This is a genomic window from Pseudomonas sp. PI1, from assembly GCF_000812405.1.
GTDB lineage: Bacteria > Pseudomonadota > Gammaproteobacteria > Pseudomonadales > Pseudomonadaceae > Pseudomonas > Pseudomonas citronellolis.
Genome location: NZ_JWMC01000071.1, coordinates 49,323 through 65,232 on the forward strand (window position 1 = coordinate 49,323; position 15,910 = coordinate 65,232).

At 66.8% G+C, this 15,910-nt stretch carries 17 protein-coding genes and 1 pseudogene; 11 read left to right on the forward strand and 7 right to left on the reverse strand.

Features of this window, described 5'->3' with window-relative positions; all coding sequences use genetic code 11:
• Positions 1–153 precede the first annotated feature (153 nt).
• Both RN02_RS22930 and RN02_RS22935 read left to right on the forward strand, forming a co-directional pair.
• Complete coding sequence (locus RN02_RS22930) at positions 154–363, forward strand: DUF2945 domain-containing protein (protein ID WP_043317103.1); 210 nt, start codon at positions 154–156, stop codon at positions 361–363.
• Positions 364–375: 12 nt separating this feature from the next.
• Positions 376–924, forward strand: a complete 549-nt coding sequence (locus tag RN02_RS22935; RefSeq protein WP_043317104.1) for a DUF488 domain-containing protein — start codon at positions 376–378, stop codon at positions 922–924.
• A gap of 4 nt (positions 925–928) precedes the next feature.
• Here the strand turns inward: RN02_RS22935 and RN02_RS22940 are convergent, their stop codons facing one another.
• The gene (locus RN02_RS22940; protein WP_043317106.1) at positions 929–1,678 is read right to left on the reverse strand and encodes a succinate dehydrogenase iron-sulfur subunit; all 750 of its coding nucleotides are present in this window, start codon (positions 1,676–1,678) and stop codon (positions 929–931) included.
• 222 nt (positions 1,679–1,900) lie between these two features.
• Between RN02_RS22940 and RN02_RS22945 the strand changes: the two genes are divergently transcribed.
• From RN02_RS22945 to RN02_RS22955, 3 genes are all read left to right on the forward strand, one after another.
• Positions 1,901–2,455, forward strand: coding sequence for a sigma-70 family RNA polymerase sigma factor (locus RN02_RS22945; RefSeq protein ID WP_009619857.1), 555 nt, complete (start codon positions 1,901–1,903; stop codon positions 2,453–2,455).
• Positions 2,455–3,444, forward strand: a complete 990-nt coding sequence (locus tag RN02_RS22950; protein WP_052267804.1) for a FecR domain-containing protein — start codon at positions 2,455–2,457, stop codon at positions 3,442–3,444. The genes RN02_RS22945 and RN02_RS22950 overlap by 1 nt, the downstream gene beginning before the upstream one ends.
• Positions 3,445–3,614: 170 nt before the next feature.
• The gene (locus RN02_RS22955) at positions 3,615–6,026 is read left to right on the forward strand and encodes a TonB-dependent siderophore receptor (RefSeq protein ID WP_236695216.1); all 2,412 of its coding nucleotides are present in this window, start codon (positions 3,615–3,617) and stop codon (positions 6,024–6,026) included.
• Positions 6,027–6,320: 294 nt separating this feature from the next.
• Here RN02_RS22955 and RN02_RS22960 read toward each other — a convergent pair whose 3' ends face one another.
• Positions 6,321–6,740 (reverse strand): hypothetical protein, encoded by a 420-nt coding sequence (locus tag RN02_RS22960; protein ID WP_043274036.1) that lies wholly within the window; start codon positions 6,738–6,740, stop codon positions 6,321–6,323.
• 235 nt (positions 6,741–6,975) lie between these two features.
• Here RN02_RS22960 and RN02_RS22965 point away from each other — a divergent pair, with 235 nt between their 5' ends.
• The 3 genes from RN02_RS22965 to RN02_RS22975 all read left to right on the forward strand — a co-directional run bounded on the left by RN02_RS22965 (position 6,976) and on the right by RN02_RS22975 (position 8,577).
• The gene (locus tag RN02_RS22965) at positions 6,976–7,533 is read left to right on the forward strand and encodes a type 1 glutamine amidotransferase domain-containing protein (protein ID WP_043317108.1); all 558 of its coding nucleotides are present in this window, start codon (positions 6,976–6,978) and stop codon (positions 7,531–7,533) included.
• A gap of 34 nt (positions 7,534–7,567) precedes the next feature.
• Positions 7,568–7,873, forward strand: a complete 306-nt coding sequence (locus RN02_RS22970; protein ID WP_009619847.1) for a YgaP-like transmembrane domain — start codon at positions 7,568–7,570, stop codon at positions 7,871–7,873.
• Between the two features lie 431 nt (positions 7,874–8,304).
• Entirely contained in the window at positions 8,305–8,577 is a 273-nt protein-coding gene (locus tag RN02_RS22975) for a hypothetical protein (RefSeq protein ID WP_009619846.1), read from the forward strand.
• Positions 8,578–8,597: 20 nt separating this feature from the next.
• Here RN02_RS22975 and RN02_RS34330 read toward each other — a convergent pair.
• Positions 8,598–8,789 (reverse strand): annotated as a pseudogene (locus tag RN02_RS34330) (thiamine pyrophosphate-requiring protein); the annotation flags it as partial.
• Between the two features lie 418 nt (positions 8,790–9,207).
• Between RN02_RS34330 and RN02_RS22980 the strand changes: the two are divergent.
• Entirely contained in the window at positions 9,208–9,441 is a 234-nt protein-coding gene (locus tag RN02_RS22980) for a hypothetical protein (RefSeq protein WP_177331073.1), read from the forward strand.
• A gap of 20 nt (positions 9,442–9,461) precedes the next feature.
• On the opposite strand, the gene RN02_RS22985 is transcribed toward RN02_RS22980, so the two are convergent.
• On the reverse strand, positions 9,462–9,686 hold the full coding sequence (locus tag RN02_RS22985; protein ID WP_009619843.1) for a PLD nuclease N-terminal domain-containing protein: 225 nt from the start codon (positions 9,684–9,686) through the stop codon (positions 9,462–9,464).
• Positions 9,687–9,878: 192 nt separating this feature from the next.
• On the opposite strand from RN02_RS22985, the gene RN02_RS22990 reads away from it, so the two are divergent.
• Together RN02_RS22990 and RN02_RS22995 are read left to right on the forward strand one after the other, a co-directional pair.
• Positions 9,879–10,238 carry a hypothetical protein gene (locus RN02_RS22990; protein ID WP_009619842.1) on the forward strand — a complete coding sequence of 120 codons (360 nt, stop codon included), beginning with the start codon at positions 9,879–9,881 and terminating at the stop codon, positions 10,236–10,238.
• Positions 10,239–10,268: 30 nt separating this feature from the next.
• Complete coding sequence (locus tag RN02_RS22995) at positions 10,269–10,877, forward strand: Yip1 family protein (protein ID WP_009619841.1); 609 nt, start codon at positions 10,269–10,271, stop codon at positions 10,875–10,877.
• A 193-nt stretch (positions 10,878–11,070) separates the two neighbouring features.
• On the opposite strand, the gene RN02_RS23000 is transcribed toward RN02_RS22995, so the two are convergent.
• The 3 genes from RN02_RS23000 to RN02_RS23010 form a co-directional block, all read right to left on the reverse strand.
• Positions 11,071–13,041 carry a hybrid sensor histidine kinase/response regulator gene (locus RN02_RS23000; protein ID WP_043317114.1) on the reverse strand — a complete coding sequence of 657 codons (1,971 nt, stop codon included), beginning with the start codon at positions 13,039–13,041 and terminating at the stop codon, positions 11,071–11,073.
• 86 nt (positions 13,042–13,127) lie between these two features.
• A complete protein-coding gene (locus RN02_RS23005; protein ID WP_043317116.1) occupies positions 13,128–13,883 on the reverse strand; it encodes an alpha/beta hydrolase family protein in 756 nt (251 codons plus the stop codon).
• Positions 13,880–14,980 (reverse strand): DUF3182 family protein, encoded by a 1,101-nt coding sequence (locus tag RN02_RS23010; RefSeq protein ID WP_043317118.1) that lies wholly within the window; start codon positions 14,978–14,980, stop codon positions 13,880–13,882. The genes RN02_RS23005 and RN02_RS23010 overlap by 4 nt, the downstream gene beginning before the upstream one ends.
• Positions 14,981–15,910: the final 930 nt, after the last annotated feature.

The following is a 15,910-nucleotide window of genomic DNA, read 5'->3' on the forward strand; positions in this document are numbered from 1 at the left end:
CCGTCCAAAGATACACCCATGTGGGCGTTGCGCCTCCTGAGCGGGATCAAGAACTTCCGCCGGGCGCAGCTCGGCTTCGCGCATCCGGGGCGAGCTAGACTGTCCGTGCTGGCAGCGCCAGCGATTAGCGCAACGTCCTGAGGAGCCTGTACGATGACCAGGAGACTCGAGATCGGCGATCATGTGAGCTGGAATTCCGAGGCGGGCCGCGTGTCGGGGACGATCATCGCCATCCATACCCGCGACTTCGACTACAAGGGCCACCGCCATCACGCCTCGGAAGACGATCCGCAGTACGAGATCAAGAGCGACAGGACCGACCACATCGCGGCGCACAAGGGCAGCGCCCTTACCCTTGTGTGATGCTGGCGGCCCGTGAAGCTTCCGTTCTTCACCATCGGCCACTCCAACCGGAGCCTCGAGGCCTTCGTCGAGTTGCTGCGCGGGCCCGACGTCGGGCTGCTCGTGGACATCCGCAAGGTCCCGCGCTCCGCGTCCAACCCGCAGTTCAATGCCGACACACTTCCCGGGGCGCTGGCCGACTGCGGTATTGCCTACGAGCACCTGGCCGCGCTCGGCGGGCTGCGCGGCAAGGCCCGGGGCCTGCCGGCGCAGGTCAATGGCTTCTGGGACAACCGCAGCTTCCACAACTATGCCGACTACGCGCTCTCGGCGCCGTTCCAGCAGGGCCTGGAGCAGTTGCTGGAAGCCGGGCGCCAGCGCCGCTGCGCGATCATGTGCTCGGAAGCCGTGTGGTGGCGCTGCCACCGCCGCATCGTCAGCGACTACCTCATCGCCAGGGGCGAGGCGGTCTTCCACATCATGGGGGAAGGCCGCCTGGAGCCGGCCCGGCTGACGCCCGGCGCCGTCGTCCAGGCGGATGGCTCGGTGGTCTATCCCGCGACTGGTTCGCCGCCGGCGTGAGCGGCTAGGTGCCGCGCTTCAGCAGCATCCTCTCGATATGCCCGATGGCTGCCCGCGGCTTGAGCTTTTTCGGGCAGAAGGCGATGCAGTTGTAGATCGAGCGGCAACGAAACACGCTGAAGGGTTCGTCCAGCGCCGCCAACCGCGCCTCGGTGGCCGTATCGCGGGAGTCGACGAGGAAGCGGTAGGCATTCAACAGGCCCGCCGGGCCGATGAAGCGCTCCGGGTTCCACCACCAGGAGGGGCACTGCGTCGAGCAGCAGGCGCACAGGATGCACTCGTACAGGCCATCCAGCCTGGCCCGCTCCTCCGGCGACTGCAGCCGCTCAATGGCCGGTGGCGGCTGGTCGTTGATGAGGTAGGGCTTTATCCGCTCGTACTGCCTGTAGAACGTCCGCATGTCGACGACCAGGTCCCGTATCACCGGCAGGCCGGGCAATGGCCGTATGACGATGTCCACCTCGCCGCGCAACGGCCTGATCGCCTGCCCGGATGGCAGTTGCCCGCCGTGGAGCAGGGTCGAGACGCTGGTGATGCAGGCCAGGCAGTTGGCACCGTTGATGTTCATGCCGTCGGAGCCGCAGACGCCTTCGCGGCAACTGCGCCGGTAGGTCAGCGTCTGGTCCTGGGTTTTCAGGTGCTCCAGCAGGTCGAGCACCATCATGTCCTCGCCCGGCTGCAGGTCGTAGGTGTAGTCCTGCAGGCGCGGCGCTGCATCCTGTTCCGGGAGATAACGGTAGATACGGACTTTCATCTCGCTCGCCTCCGGGCCGATTTCCAGCGTGGACCTTCCAGGCGATCTCGCCGGAGCTTCTGTCGACAGCCCAGGAACTATACGACTCATCGATACGAGCTGCGCCGGCAGCGGCGCCGAGTTGCTGGCCAATGGCAAGCTATGTGATGATTAGTATCGATTCTCATTTACCAAAAGACTCTGATGGCCGCGGGACACCACCCGGCGGCGTGGTGACTGTCTGTGAGCTCATCTGCCTATGCCACTCCTCCATCGCTGGAGACGCTGTACTGCGACCATCACGGCTGGCTGCAGGCATGGCTGCGCAGGCGCCTGGGGCACGCCAGCGATGCCGCGGACCTGGCCCACGACACCTTCCTGCGGCTGATCGGCGGGGCCAGCCAGCCGCGCTTCGCCAGCATGGCCGAAGTGCGCGCCTACCTACGAACCACCGCCAAGAACCTGTGCATCAACCTGTGGCGGCGCCAGGAAATCGAACGCGCCTGGCTCGACACCTTGGCGGCGCTGCCGGAAGAGCAGTGCCCCTCCGCCGAGCGGCAGGCCGCGGTGCTGCAAGCCCTGGAGGAGATCAGCTGCATGCTGCAGACGCTGTCCGCCAAGGCGGCACGGGCTTTTACCCTCGCCGTGGTGTGCGAGATGACCGACGACGAGGTCGGCGCGCAGCTGGGGGTTTCCGGGCGCATGGTGCGCAAGTACGTGGCCCAGGCCATGCTCGCGTGCCTGACGCTGCGCGCCGGCGAGACGGCTGCCGCGTTGCGCCAGGAGCCGCTCTACTGATGGCGAACCCCGGTCACGAAAGCCCCCTGCCCTCGCACGCCGTGCTGGAGCAGGCGGCCTACTGGTACGCCACCCTGCGTGACGGCCAGGCCAGCGCCCAGCAGCGCGCCCACTGGCAGGCATGGCTGGGCGCGGATCAGATGCACGAGCAGGCCTGGCGTTATGTCGAAGGCGTCAGCCGCAACTTCGAGCCGCTGCGCGGCCGGCCCGACACGCACCTGGCCGCCGATGCGCTGGGTATCGCCGCCGAACGCATGCATTCGCGTCGCCGGCTGCTGACCGCAATGGCGGCCGTCAGCACTGGCACCCTGTGCGGCTGGCTGGGCTGGCGTGAAGCGCTGCTGCCGCCCGCCCTGATGGCCTGGGGCGCCGATTACCATACCGCCACTGGCGAGCAACGTGAAATAACCCTGGCCGATGGCTCCCGCGCCTGGCTCAACACCGCCAGTGCCATCGACCTGGCGTTCAGTGCCCGGGCTCGCCGCGTCACGCTGGTGCGCGGCGAGGTGTTCATCGCCACCGCCAAGGGCGCGCGCCCCTTCTACGTCGAGACCGGGCATGGGCGCCTGCAAGCGCTGGGCACGCGCTTCAACGTGCGCTGCGAGGGCGAGCGGACCTGGCTGGCCGTCTATGAAGGCGCTGTGGAAATACGCACTGCCAAGGGCGCCGTCCGCGTGCTGAAGGCCGGCCAGCAGGCGCATTTCAGCGCCAGCCACATCGGTGACAGCCAGACCGCCGACGCGGCCCGTGAAGCCTGGACCCAGGGCTCGCTGCTGGCCGACAACATCTCCCTGCGCGAGGTGGTGCAGGAGCTGCGCCGCTATCGCCACGGCCACCTCGGCGTTGCCGATGAGGTGGCCGACCTGCGGGTGTATGGCAACTTCCCCATCCAGGACTCCGAGCGTGTGCTGCGCATGCTGGCCTCGGCGTTGCCGATCCGTATCGAACGGCCCCTGCCCTGGTGGGCGAGCATCGAAGCCCGGCGCTGAGCAAGGCGGGCAAAAAAAAATCGGAAAAAGGGTTCCGGGTTTCGCCCGCTCGCTGGTTTACCCAGTGAGAAGACATGAAACATCGCCGCATCGGTGCCTCGAGGGGCCGTATGGCATCGGCTGTTGAGGGTCTTCGCTCATCAACCCTTGTCCCCAGAGGAATGCCGTCCATGTCCCTCCGCTGTCACCCGCGCGCTGCCCACCCGGGTGTTGTCGCACACGCTTTTGCCCTGCGCCCGCTGACCCTGGCGCTTCACCTGGCGCTCTCGGGCAGCGCCGTGGGCCTGGCGGCCTGGTCGCCGGTCGCCATGGCCGGGGACGGCGTCGTGGCCAGCGCCGAGCGCAGCTACGACATTCCCGCCGGCCCGCTGGCCAGCGCGCTCACGCGTTTTTCCCGCGAGGCAGGCGTGTATCTGGTCGGTGCCGGCAGCGTGGCCGAGGGCGTGACCAGCCCGGGCCTGCAAGGCAGCTACACGGTGTCGGACGGCCTGGCCGCGCTGCTTTCCGGAACCGGCCTGGAGGCCGTTCGGCAGGCCGATGGCAGCTATGGACTGCAGAAGGCGCCAGGCGCGGAGCCCTATCGCCTCGCTCCCGTCATCGTCAACGCCCAGGCGGTAGCGGACGACCCCGCAGCCTCGGTGGTGACCCGGGAACTGTGGGTCGGCGGCAAGGTGGCGACCAACATCCAGAACACCCCGGCCTCGGTTTCCGTCGTGACCCAGAAGGAAATCGAGCAGCGCAGCGCCAGCACGACCGAGGAAATCCTGCAGTACACCCCGGGGACCATCACCGACTACTACGGCACCGATGACCGCAACGACTACTTCCTGATTCGCGGCTTCCAGGCCACCACCTACCGCGATGGCCTGACCCTGGGCTCGATGCGCGGCGTGCGCGAGGAGCCTTTCGCCTATGAGCGCGTCGAGGTGCTGCGCGGCGCCAACTCCACGCTGTTCGGCCCGGCCGACCCGGGCGGCTCGGTGAACTTCGTGACCAAGCAGCCGCGTTTCAGCAGGTTCGGCCAGGTCTATGCGACCTACGGCTCGTTCAACCACATGGAGGCCGGCCTGGATACCGGCGATGCGAACGAAGAGAAGACCCTGGCCTACCGTTTCACCGGCAAGTTCCAGGACAGCGATCGCGAATACGACCACTCCCAGGACGACAACAACTTCCTCATGGGCGGCCTGACCTGGGCGCCGACGGCCTATACCTCCGCCACCCTGGTGGTGGACCACCTGCGCCAGGACAACACGCCCAACAGTGGCGGTTACCCGATGGATAGGGAGTATGACCGCGACAAGTTCTTCGGCGAGCCGAGCTACAACTTCCACGATGTCGAGCGCACCAACGTCAGCGCCAACTTCACCCATGATTTCGACAACGGTTTCACCCTGCGCAGCAACCTGCGCCACAGCGACCTGAGCGATGAATACGGCTATGCCTATATCAGCGACGCTGCCGGGCATACCGGAACCCTGGTCGACCGTGGCTACCTGGGTTCCGACAGCGACGCCGAGCAGTTCAACGGCAACCTGATGCTGCAGTACGACGCGCGCTTCGAGAACATCGACAGCAGCAGCATCGTCGGCGTGGAATATCTCGACTCCTCCGCCAAGAACGTCTCCGTCTACGGCTCCGCCGACCCGATAGACGTTGCCAACCCGGTATACCGCGGCGTTTCGCCGGCCATCGTCTACCAGGACAAGGATCAGGACAGCACCATCAAGTCGGTGTTCCTGCAGCAGAACCTGTCGTTCTTCGAGCGTTTCATCGTCACCGCCGGCATGCGCAACGACTCCATGGACGTTTCCGAAACCGACCACCTCTCCGGCATCAAGTCCTCGGACAATTTCTCGGAAAACTCTTTCCGCGGCGCGTTGACCTATATCGTCAACGACGAGGTTTCCACCTACGTCAGCATGGTGGAGTCGGTTTCCCCGCCCGAGGTCGGCGTCACCCCGGAGCGCGGCACCCAGTACGAAGTGGGTGTGAAGTATTCGCCGCAGGAGATGAACGCGCTGTTCTCCGCTGCCGTCTACCAGCTGACCCAGGACGATGTCGCCACCGCGGTCGTGCAGCCGAACGGCGTCATCGACCAGCAGACCGTAGGCTCGCAGCGCGTGCGTGGCCTCGACCTGGAGGTCAAGGCCGAGCTGACGGATAACCTGAGCCTGGTCGGCGGCTACTCCTACATGGACACCGAGGTGCTTCGCGGTGCGCTGCAGGTATGGAGCGGGACGGGTTACGAGGTCGTGTCGATCAAGGGCAACCAGCTCGTCTCCGCACCCAAGCACTCGGCTTCGCTATGGAGCTATTACAGCGTGCCGGGAACGGACGTCAGCGTCGGCCTGGGCGCCCGTTATACGGGGGCCTACTATTTCGGCGACTTCAACGACACCGGCAAGAGCGACGCCACCACCCTGTTCGATGCCGCGTTCAACTACCAGCTCCTCAAGGACACCGACCTGGCCATCAACGTCAGCAACCTGTTCGACGAGCAGCACGTGGTCGGTCGCGGTAGCGCGGACTACTACAACCCGGGCCGCGAGATCACGGCCAAGGTGAGCTACAACTGGTGAGGCGCGGGACGCGCGAGCCGATCGATTCCGCTCGGGTCGCGCGTCCGGCTGCGCCTTGCGCATGGGCGAGACCGCCAATTGAAAAGACCGCCCGGGGCAACCCGGCGGTCTTTTCTGTCCGGGGCTCGGCGGAAGGGAGGGCTGGGCGGGATGATTTCCAGTAGTTTTCGCTGGAACGAAAAAAGGGCCTTTCGGCCCTTTTTTCAGTGACTTGCAAATGCCAGTGGACATTGGCGGCGATGACTTCGATGAGCACTTTTCCCCGCAGACCAATGTCTATCGCTGCACCTCGCCTCAGATCATCGGCTTGTCGTCGATTCGGTCCCGCGCGGCGCTTGCGGCCAGGGCGTCGAAGGTTTCCGCGCTCAGCGCCTCCTCGCCCTGCTCGTCGAGCAGCCGGCGGAACACCAGGTGCTCCGGGAAGCTGCGGCCGATCAGCGTCAGCAGGCGCACGCCACGCTCGGTCAGCTCGAAATTGTTGCCGGTGCCGCCATGGTCTCGCGGCCGGTCCTGGATGAAGCCGCCGTCGAACAGCACGCCCTCCAGGTCGCCGGCCACGCGCTTGATGTGGTCGACGCTGCCGCCCAGCGGCTCGCCCTGGGCCAGGCGTTCCTCGGCCACCTCCTCGCCGTACTCGCGGGCCTTGTAGGGTTCGTCGGCGCATTGCTGGGCGTGCAGCAGCAGTTGTTCGATCAGGTCCCAGTCGTAGCTCATGGCATGTCTCCCGCGCTGTTCGTTTCGTTGGCTTGCCGGTGTTTCGCGCCGGCCCTGCCTGTTGCGACTGCCCGGCCCGCCATGGGTTCGAACGCACCGAGCAGCGGCGCGCTGTTCCGTTGGGCAATTCTTTCGAACTCGCCGCCGCCACGGCTTCCAAAGCCTGGTGAGTGCCGCGCCGCGAGGCGTGGCCGGCCACTGCGCCCGCGTGGCGCTTCAGCGAAGGAGCCCGATCATGAGTGCGAACCTGCAAGGCAAGAAAGTCCTGATCATCACCGCCAACGCCGGCATCGAGCGCGACGAACTGCTGCGCCCGCTGCAGGCCCTGAAGGACCAGGGCGCCAGCGTCACCCACGGCAGCGTCAAGGGCGGCGAGGCCCAGACCTGGCTCAAGGACAGCGAGAAGGACGTGACGGTGGAGTCCAATGCCCGGCTCCAGGGCCTGAGCGCCGCAGACTACGACGCCCTGGTGATACCCGGCGGCACGGTCAATGCCGACACCCTGCGCCAGGATGCCGATGCGCAGCGCCTGGTCCGCGAGTTCGCCGAGGCCGGCAAGACGGTCGCGGCGATCTGCCATGGCCCCTGGCTGCTGATCGATGCCGGCGTGGTCTCCGGCAAGACGCTGACCTCCTATTCCAGCGTGCGCACCGACCTGGCCAATGCCGGGGCCGAGTGGGTGGACGCGCAGGTCAAGGTCTGCCCGGCCCAGGGCTGGACGCTGATCACCTCGCGCAACCCCAGCGACCTGCCGGCCTTCAACGAGGCCATCGGCCAGGCCCTGGCGGCCTGAGGCCCATCCACCCATGCAGACAGAGGGACGACAGATGAGTGCACAGAATCTGGGCCGCTGGGAGCGGCTGTTCTCGGTGGCCCTGGGCCTGGCCGGGATGCGCAACGGTTTTCGCCGCGGCGGCCTGCAGGGCTGGCTGGAAGTGGGCGCCTCGGCGCTGATGGTCAAGCGCGGCCTGACCGGCCATTGTCGGGTCAAGGCGGCGCTGCTCGGCCACGGGGACGGGCATGCCGAGGCAGCGCCTGGCGTCATCCCTGGGCCGGCTCGCGAAAGCCAGGAAAAGCGCGTGGACAACGCCCTGGAGGAAACCTTTCCGGCCAGCGACCCCATCTCGCCCTGAGGGGCGCGCAAATGAGCGGCGTCCCGGCGCGGTCGAACGGCTGCGCCGGGTGCAATCAGAGTGGGAAAAAGAAGCTTCATCCCTGAAGCGAGGCATCTGAACAAAGGAACCGAAGTGATTCTAGGTACAAGCCCAGGGCGCTTCCACATTCATTGAAAATACTGTTGAAACCCTTCACAAGCTCCTGATAAGGCGTGCATTTTGCCATGTAATCCGTGTAATTCGCCTGATATCCACTGGCTATCGCGGCGCTGCCATCGGCAACTTTTCTGCTTATAACCGGCAACTTTAAAAAACCTCACCAAGGTTATATTCAAAATTTCTTCACGTCGGTTTTCCGCCTTGAAACAGCCCGGGGCTTACCTTAGTTTTCCCTTCCGCAACCTGTCGGCGTCTTGCAGAAATCCAACCCCATATCGTGAAGTCGCCCGATGGAAAGATTGCTCTCCCCGCAACAGCAACAAGAGGCGGTCAACGTCTTTCTGCGCCTGGTGCCCACCCTGGCCAGAGAGATAGAACTTTCACAACTCGCAAGCGACGAGGATCTGGACTCCTATCGACTCAGGAAGGGCTGGGGCGAACTTTGCGCGCAAGCCAAGCATTCGGGGCTGGAGCCCTGGTTGTTCGCCCATATGTTGCTCGGCACGCCGAGCGAAGAATTGGAAAGACTCAAGGCGTTGCGCAGACATATGACCTTCCGCTGAAGCCGCTTCTCCGGTCCCGAAGAAGCCTGTTCAACCTGCTGCTGGTAATCGCTGCCCAGGGAGGTCACCGCCTGCTGGCCGACGATGGCCAGCACCGGCTGGTGCTTCTCGTCGTACAGCCCGTTGAGCAGGTGGATGGCGCTGGCCAGGCAGACGCCGACCTCACCAATGCGTCGAAATGCATCGGCAAGGGCGTGAATGGATGCTTGAAAAAAGCACCCCGTCCCTGGGGCGTGCATATCAAGGGGAGTTCGCAATAACTATTCAGGCAGAGCCTGGCAGGTGGCGCAATCGACATTGAAAAATCGAACCGATAAAGCCGATTCCCGCATATTGCATGAACGATTGCCGGCCGATGACCGCATAATGCTGATATCCAAATGATGCTATCGCTTCTTCGCGTCCAGTGAATCCGCGGCATACAGCGAATTGCTCGAAATTTGCGCGCAACGTCGTATCCATAATTTCAACTGATGGCCTTTTTCGCTTGAGCCACCGCACTTACAGGCGTACTTTTTCAGGTCTTCTGCTACATATTTCCCTGGATGTTCTCGGGGCCTTTCCCTTCACCAGGCTTTTCCTCCCCTCCTCATGCAAATCCTATTGAACTCCGCGCAGCGGCAGGCTGCCGTGGCGGAGTTTCTTCGCCGCGTTCCTGCCCTGGCCCGGGAGATCGAACTGTCCCGCCTCGAGGAAAACGAAGACGCACAGGCCTACCGCCTGCGCAAGGGCTGGGCCGAGCTGTGCATCCACGCCCGCGCCATGGGCGTCGAGCCCTGGCTGTTCGCCCACCTGCTGATCGGCACCCCGGCCGAACAGGTCGAGCGGTTGAAGAACACGCGCAACCCGCTGCTGCCCGACTGAGCCGGCCCTGCCCGGGCCGCTCACTCGCCGTGCTCCGCCGAGCCCGGCGGCTGCGCCATGCCGCGGGGCCCGGCGATGCCCCAGATGGCCAGGCCAACCACCGGGAAGATGGCGATCAGCAGCGCCCACAGGGCCTTGGCGTTCACGCCCTTGTCGCTGCGGAACACGCTGACGATGGCCCACAGGTCCAGCAGCACGATGATCACCGCCACGGCGATCAGCATCAGGGAGACGAACGGGGTCATGGCGCACCTCCTCGGCACAGTCGATGTCTGCGGTGGGCCGGCCCGCGCGGCCAAGGTTCCATCGCCTGGACCGGCGCCGCGGCGGCGTACCGTTCGTCCCGGTGGCTGAACATGGCCGCCGCCCTCCAGTCCTCCGAGAGACCGCCGGGGTCATGCCGGCGGCCAGCCATCGACCTACAGGAGGACCGGCACATGGGTTGGAACGACCATCAGGACGCCGCATTCACCGCCGCGCTGCGGCAGTTGTTCGCCCAGGGCAGCCTGGAACCGGACAGCCGCGAGGAGATCCTCGCCCGCTACATCCTCGAGCACGGTTTCGCCGCGCTGTCCGAGGAGCAGCAGCAACGCTTCCGCGACGAACTGCTGCCGCGGCTCAGGGAGGTCTCCGGCGCCGCCGTCCTGCCGATGGACATCCCCCTGCAGGAAACCACCCCGCCGCCCAACGGCGGCATCAGCGATCCGGGCATCAACGACCCGGGCAACGAAGACCCCGGCTCGCTGCTGGAAAGCGAACTGCCGGACGCCGGTAGCAAGAGCAAGCATTCCCGCTGACAGCCCGCCGCAACGGAAGGAGGCTCATCGATGATCCCGTTCACGACCCTGCTGACCCAACCGAAACACGCCTGGGGCGACCTCAGCGCCAGCGTCGACCGTCACCCGCGAGCCTTCGTGCCGCTGTGGCTGGCCCTCCCGCTGATCCCGGCGATCTGTCTGTTCATCGGCACCACCCAGGTGGGCTGGCGACTGCCGGGCAACGACCAGACGCAGTACCTGAGCGCCAGCAGCGGCGCGTTGCTGGCGCTGTGGTGCTACCTGGGCTTTCTCTGCGGGGTGGTGATCATGGCCTACCTGGTGCGCTGGGTGCTGTTCCGCACCGAGAGCCGGCCGGACATCGGCCGCAGCATGGCCTTCACCACCACCATCGCCGTGCCGCTGATGCTGGCCGGGGTGGTGGCGCTGGTGCCCTCGCGCTGGCTGATGCTGCTCGCCGCCGCGCTGGCCACGGCCTGCTCGGCCTTCCTGCTGTTCAGCGGGCTGCCGGTGTTCATGCACCTGCGCCAGCGCAAGGCGGTGTTCTATGCCGGCTGCATCCTCGGCTTCGGCTTCCTGGCGCTACTGACCACGGCCTTCGCCTTCCTCGAACTCTGGGGGCAGAGCATGGCCGGCAGCGGCGAATACCTGGAGCAGTGAGCCCGGAGGCGGCAGCGGCTCCTCCGGGGGCTGCTGCATGGGCACCTCCTCGGGGAAGTCCTCGGGCACCTGGCTTTCCCGCTCGGGCAGCGTCGGCGGCTGCTCGGGCTGGGGCCGCTGGAGTTCGGTGAACGGGGCCATGGCGTACCTCCTGGGCAAGGGTGGCTGTCACCCTTGCTTTGGACGCGGCGCCTCAGTTTGGTTCGGTTTTTCCGGCCTCGGCCTGCACCTCCACCAGCAGCGCCAGCAACTGCTCGCGGTCGAAGGGCTTGGCCAGGCGCCGCAGCGACGCCGGGCAGCCCTCCAGGCGCGCCGAGTAGCCGCTCATCAACACGCAGCACAGCGCCGGATGCATCTGCCGGGCGCGCTGGATCAGCTGCATGCCGTCCAGGTCGGGCATGGCGTAGTCGGTCAGCAACAGGTCGAACGCATCGCCTTCCTTCTCCAGCAGCTCCAGGGCGTGCTGCGAGGAGTCGGCGCGGCGCACTTCGCAGCCCAGCTCCAGCAGCATGGCCGCGGTGCCGGTCAGCACCAGCGGGTCGTCGTCGACGATGAGCACACGCAGTTCCACCGTTTCCGGCAGCGCCGCCTGGGCCGCCGGGTCCTCGGCGTCGTCCGCTTCGCCGTCCGCCGCCGGGAGCACCGCCGGCAGCCAGATTTCCGCGGTGGTGCCCTGCCCCGGCGCGCTGTGCAATATCAGTGCGCCGCCCTGCTGCTGGGCAAGGCCGTGGACGATGGACAACCCCAGGCCGGTGCCCTTGCCGGTGGCCTTGGTGGTGTAGAAAGGCTCCGCCGCCCGGCGCAGGGTCTCGGCGTCCATGCCCTGGCCGGTGTCGGAGACCGCCAGGCATACGTAGTCGCCGCCGGCCAGGTTGGTGCGCTGGCCGTCCAGCAGCGTCTCGTTGCGCGCCGAGATGGTGATGGCGCCGCCCTGGGGCATGGCGTCGCGGGCGTTGGTCGCCAGGTTGATGATCGACAGTTCCAACTGGTTCTGGTCGCTCATCACCCGGTTCAGGTGCAGCGGGAAGCGCGTTTCGATAGTGATGGTCGGCCCCAGCGAGCTGAGCAGCAGCTCGCTCATGTCCTGCAGCAGCGTCGGCAGCTCGATCGGCTGCGGGAACAGCCGCTGCTTGCGGGCGAAGGCGAGCATCCGCTGGGTCAGCTGGGCGCCGCGGCGGGTGGCCTCAAGGGCATTGCGCCAGATGTCCTGGACGCGCTCGGCGTCGGCCGGCAGGTGCCGGTGCAGCAACTGCAGGCCACCGATGATCACCGTGAGCAGGTTGTTGAAGTCGTGGGCGACGCCGCCGGTGAGCTGGCCCAGGGACTCCATCTTCTGCGACTGGACCAGCTCGTTGCGGGCCCGCTCCAGTTCCTCCTGGGCGTAGCGCTTGTCGGTGATGTCGCGGGTGATCTTGGCAAAGCCCAGCAGGGTGCCGGCCTCGTCGTGGACCGGGTCGATCACCAGGTTGGCCCAGAAGCGGCTGCCGTCCTTGCGCACCTGCAGCCTCTCCTCCTCGTAGCGCCCCTCGGCCAGGGCGATGTTCAGGCTGCGTTCGGGCACGCCATCGTTGCAATCCTCGACGGTGTAGAAGCAGGAGAAGTGCCGGCCGATGATCTCCTCCGGGCGGTAGCCCTTGATCCGCTGCGCCCCGGAGTTCCAGCTGGCCACGCGGCCGTCGGGTTCGAGCATGTACAGCGCGTAGTCGGACACGCCGTTGACCAGCAGGCGGAACTGCTCCTCGCTGCGCCGCAGCGCCTGCTCGGTCTCGTGCTGGGCGGTGCGGTCGCGGGTGATCTTCACGTAGCCCAGCAGCTCGCCGCTGTCGTCGCGCACCGCATCCATCACCACGTGGGCCCAGAAGGTCGAGCCGTCGCGGTGCAGCCGCCAGCCCTCGCTTTCATAGCGGCCCTCGCGCGCCGCGGTGGCCAGCGCCCGCTCGGGCAGCCCCGCCTCGCGGTCGGCGGGCAGGTAGAAACAGGAGAAATGCCGGCCGATGATCTCGCGCGCCTCGTAGCCCTTGAGCCGCTGCGCCCCGGAACTCCAGCTGCCGACCAGGCCGTTGGGGTCGAGCATGTAGATGGCGTAGTCCGTCACTGCCTCCATCAGCAACCGATAGCGGGCGTCCTCCACCAGTTGCGCATTGCTGGCGATCGTTCCTGACATGGCGTTCCTCCACCGAATCGCTTCAGCAAAGCACAGCTTCGCCGGGCGCACCTCCCTGGCCGCCCAAAGGAGCACCCCGGCGTGCGTCAGCCCAGCACCAGGCGGTTGGCGCGCTCGCCCACCACCATCTCGGTGATCCAGCGCACCAGGATGTCGGTATAGGCGTCCTGGGCCAGCTCGGTGCTCAGGGCGTGATCGGCCTGGTCGATGATCCGGTGGGTCAGCGAGTGGGTCTGCTGGAAGGCGGCCCGGTAGCTGAGGATGGTGGCGCGGGGGATGAAATCGTCGTGCTCCGACTGCACCAGCAGCACGTCGCCGGTGAAGGCGGCGCAGGCGCGCAGGGCGCGGTTGCTCGCCGCCGGCACGCGGCTGGAGCGGTACGCCATCAGGTCGTCGCGGGGTAGCTCGCGCTTGGGCCGGTCCCAGTCCTCGTCGCGGTACAGCGCCGGCACCCGCAGGGCTAGCCAACGGATGCGGCGCAGCTCGGTGAGGATGCAGGCGAGGTAGCCGCCATAGCTGGTGCCGACCACGGCAATGGCCTCGGGGTCGATCTGCGGGTGCGCGGCCAGGCGGTCGTAGGCGGCCAGCAGGTCGCGCAGGTTGTGCTCGCGGGTGATCCACTCGCGCTGGCGCTCCTCGGCGCCGTGCCCGCGCAGGTCGAAGGTCAGGCACACGCAGCCCAGGCCGGCGATGCCCCGGGCGCGCTTGAGGTCGCGCTGCTGGCTGCCGCCCCAGCCGTGCACGAAGAGCACGCCGGGCACGTGGGTGCGCGGGCTGAGGAAGTTGCCCTGCAGGCGCAGGGAGTCGACATCGATGTCGACGCGCTCGTCATAAGGCGTCATAGGTCCTCCACCATGGCGTATTTCAACAGGAAGTCGCCACGCCGGTCGGGGCCGCGGTAGATCACCCGGGCATTGGCCGGCAGCGCCTTGTCCTCGAATATCTCGAAGGACGAAGCACGCACCGCCTGCAACGCCGGATCGGCTACGAAGGCCTGCAACGCGGCCAGCTCCGCGCCGCTGGCGCCGCCGACGCGCCAGGACTGCTCCAGCACGCCGCTGCGTGCGCGGCCGGCGGCATCGATGCCCTGGGCGACGTCGTAGTTGCGCCGCGAGGCGAAGAAATGCGGCAGGCACTGGCTGGCGGCCCGGTCGAAGGCCCGGCCCTGCTGGATGGCCAGGCGCACCTCGGCGGCCAGGTCCAGCTCCAGCAGGGCGTCGAAGCCGCCGCGCACCACCAGCAGGTTGGAGCCGCCGTAGACCAGCTCGCCGCGGGTGTTGCGGTTCTGCTGCTGGAAGCCGTGGTAGGACAGCAGTACGCCGCTGACCTGGGCCTGGCCGACGCTGTGGGTGCGCACCTCGCCGAGGTCGTCCTCGATGGCCAGGCCGGCCAGGTAGTCCGCCTCGTCGTAGGCCGCCAGCGCCGCTTCCAGCTCGTCCGCATCGGCCACCACCCGCTGCCCCAGGCCGCCGCGCGCGCCGGCCGGCTTGAGCCGCTGCGGCCCCCGCGGCAGGCGCGCGCTGGCGCAGCGCCAGGCGTCCTGGCGGCAGAACGCGCTGTGGCCGTCCAGCACCACCGGCGCCACCCGCTCGGCGAAACCGGCCGCCCAGCCCTTGGGCGTCAGCGCGGCCTGCTCGATCAGCGGGTGGACGATGGCCTTGCCGGCCTGGTGGGCCTGCTCGACGTAGCCGCCGAACAAATCCAGCGGCCCCTGCACGCCCAGCTGGCGGGCCTGCTCGCGGCCCACCAGGGTCTCGCTGGGCACCCAGTAGTAGCGCCGCCGCGGGTCGCGTTCCGCGGGCGGGCCGTCGAAGAACTCCAGCCCCTGGATTTCCGCCAGCCAGCGAGCCAGTTCGCGGTTGCTGCAGGCATCCTCGGGCGCCGGTTCGGCCTGCGGCGAGGTGGCGATGACGATACGGCGGTTCTCGGCGTGGATCATGCGGCCGCTCCCTTCGTGCGTGGCACATGAACACTCGACTGTGCCCGCAGTCAGTGGTTCTACACGCCCGATGAAGCGAGGACAGGACGATGGACCAGGACCGCGAAGCGCAGATACGCCAGATGTCTTGCAGGCCGCGCCGAGGCGCTTTTCGTAGGATGGGTTGAGCTTGCGAAACCCATGCTGCCGTGGTGATGGGTATCGCTTCGCTCAACCCATCCTACGGGTGTGTTTGCCGCGGAGATAGGTGCCGGGGATCAAGAGCACCCTCACCCCAGCCCTCTCCCGCAAGCGGGAGAGGGGGCCATTCGTGCCACCGGGGTGTCCGGCGTGGCCGGTGAATCCAATCGCGGACAAGGTCCGCTCCTACGCCCGTGCTTCCTGGAACCGCGGATCTTGTCCGCGATTCGGACTTCCAGAGAAACATCCGCGCACTCCGAAACGCCCCTTCAGAAGGCCGAGCGAAACCCGCGCTCAGGAGGTCATGCGACATGGATGTCGCGAGAGCCCCGATGGGCTACAGGGACGTACCCTCGGGGCGGGCCTCCGTGGCGGGGGAATTCGCGAGGGTAGCCCGGCTCCATCGGGCCCGTATGCGGGGCAAGCCTTTTTGGTTCCTTTTGTGGCGTTTGACAAAAGGGACTCGCCCGAGGGGGCGAAACAAGACGGTCGGGCAGACTCGGTGCGGCGCAGAACACCCAGGTCGAAGCAACCGGCTCCCACGGACCACAACCCACTCAGAATGCCCCTCCCCACCACCCCTGCAAAATGCGCGGCACCTCCACCTGGGTCGTGCAACACGCCCGCATCACAACGCCATCAAACCCTCGCTTTACCCTTTCGAATCAACGGCCTACCACAAGCGCACCGCCTGGTACGGAGCCTGCTTTCCGCTCTTGCGCAATAGATAGACCGAAAGAATGGCGATCC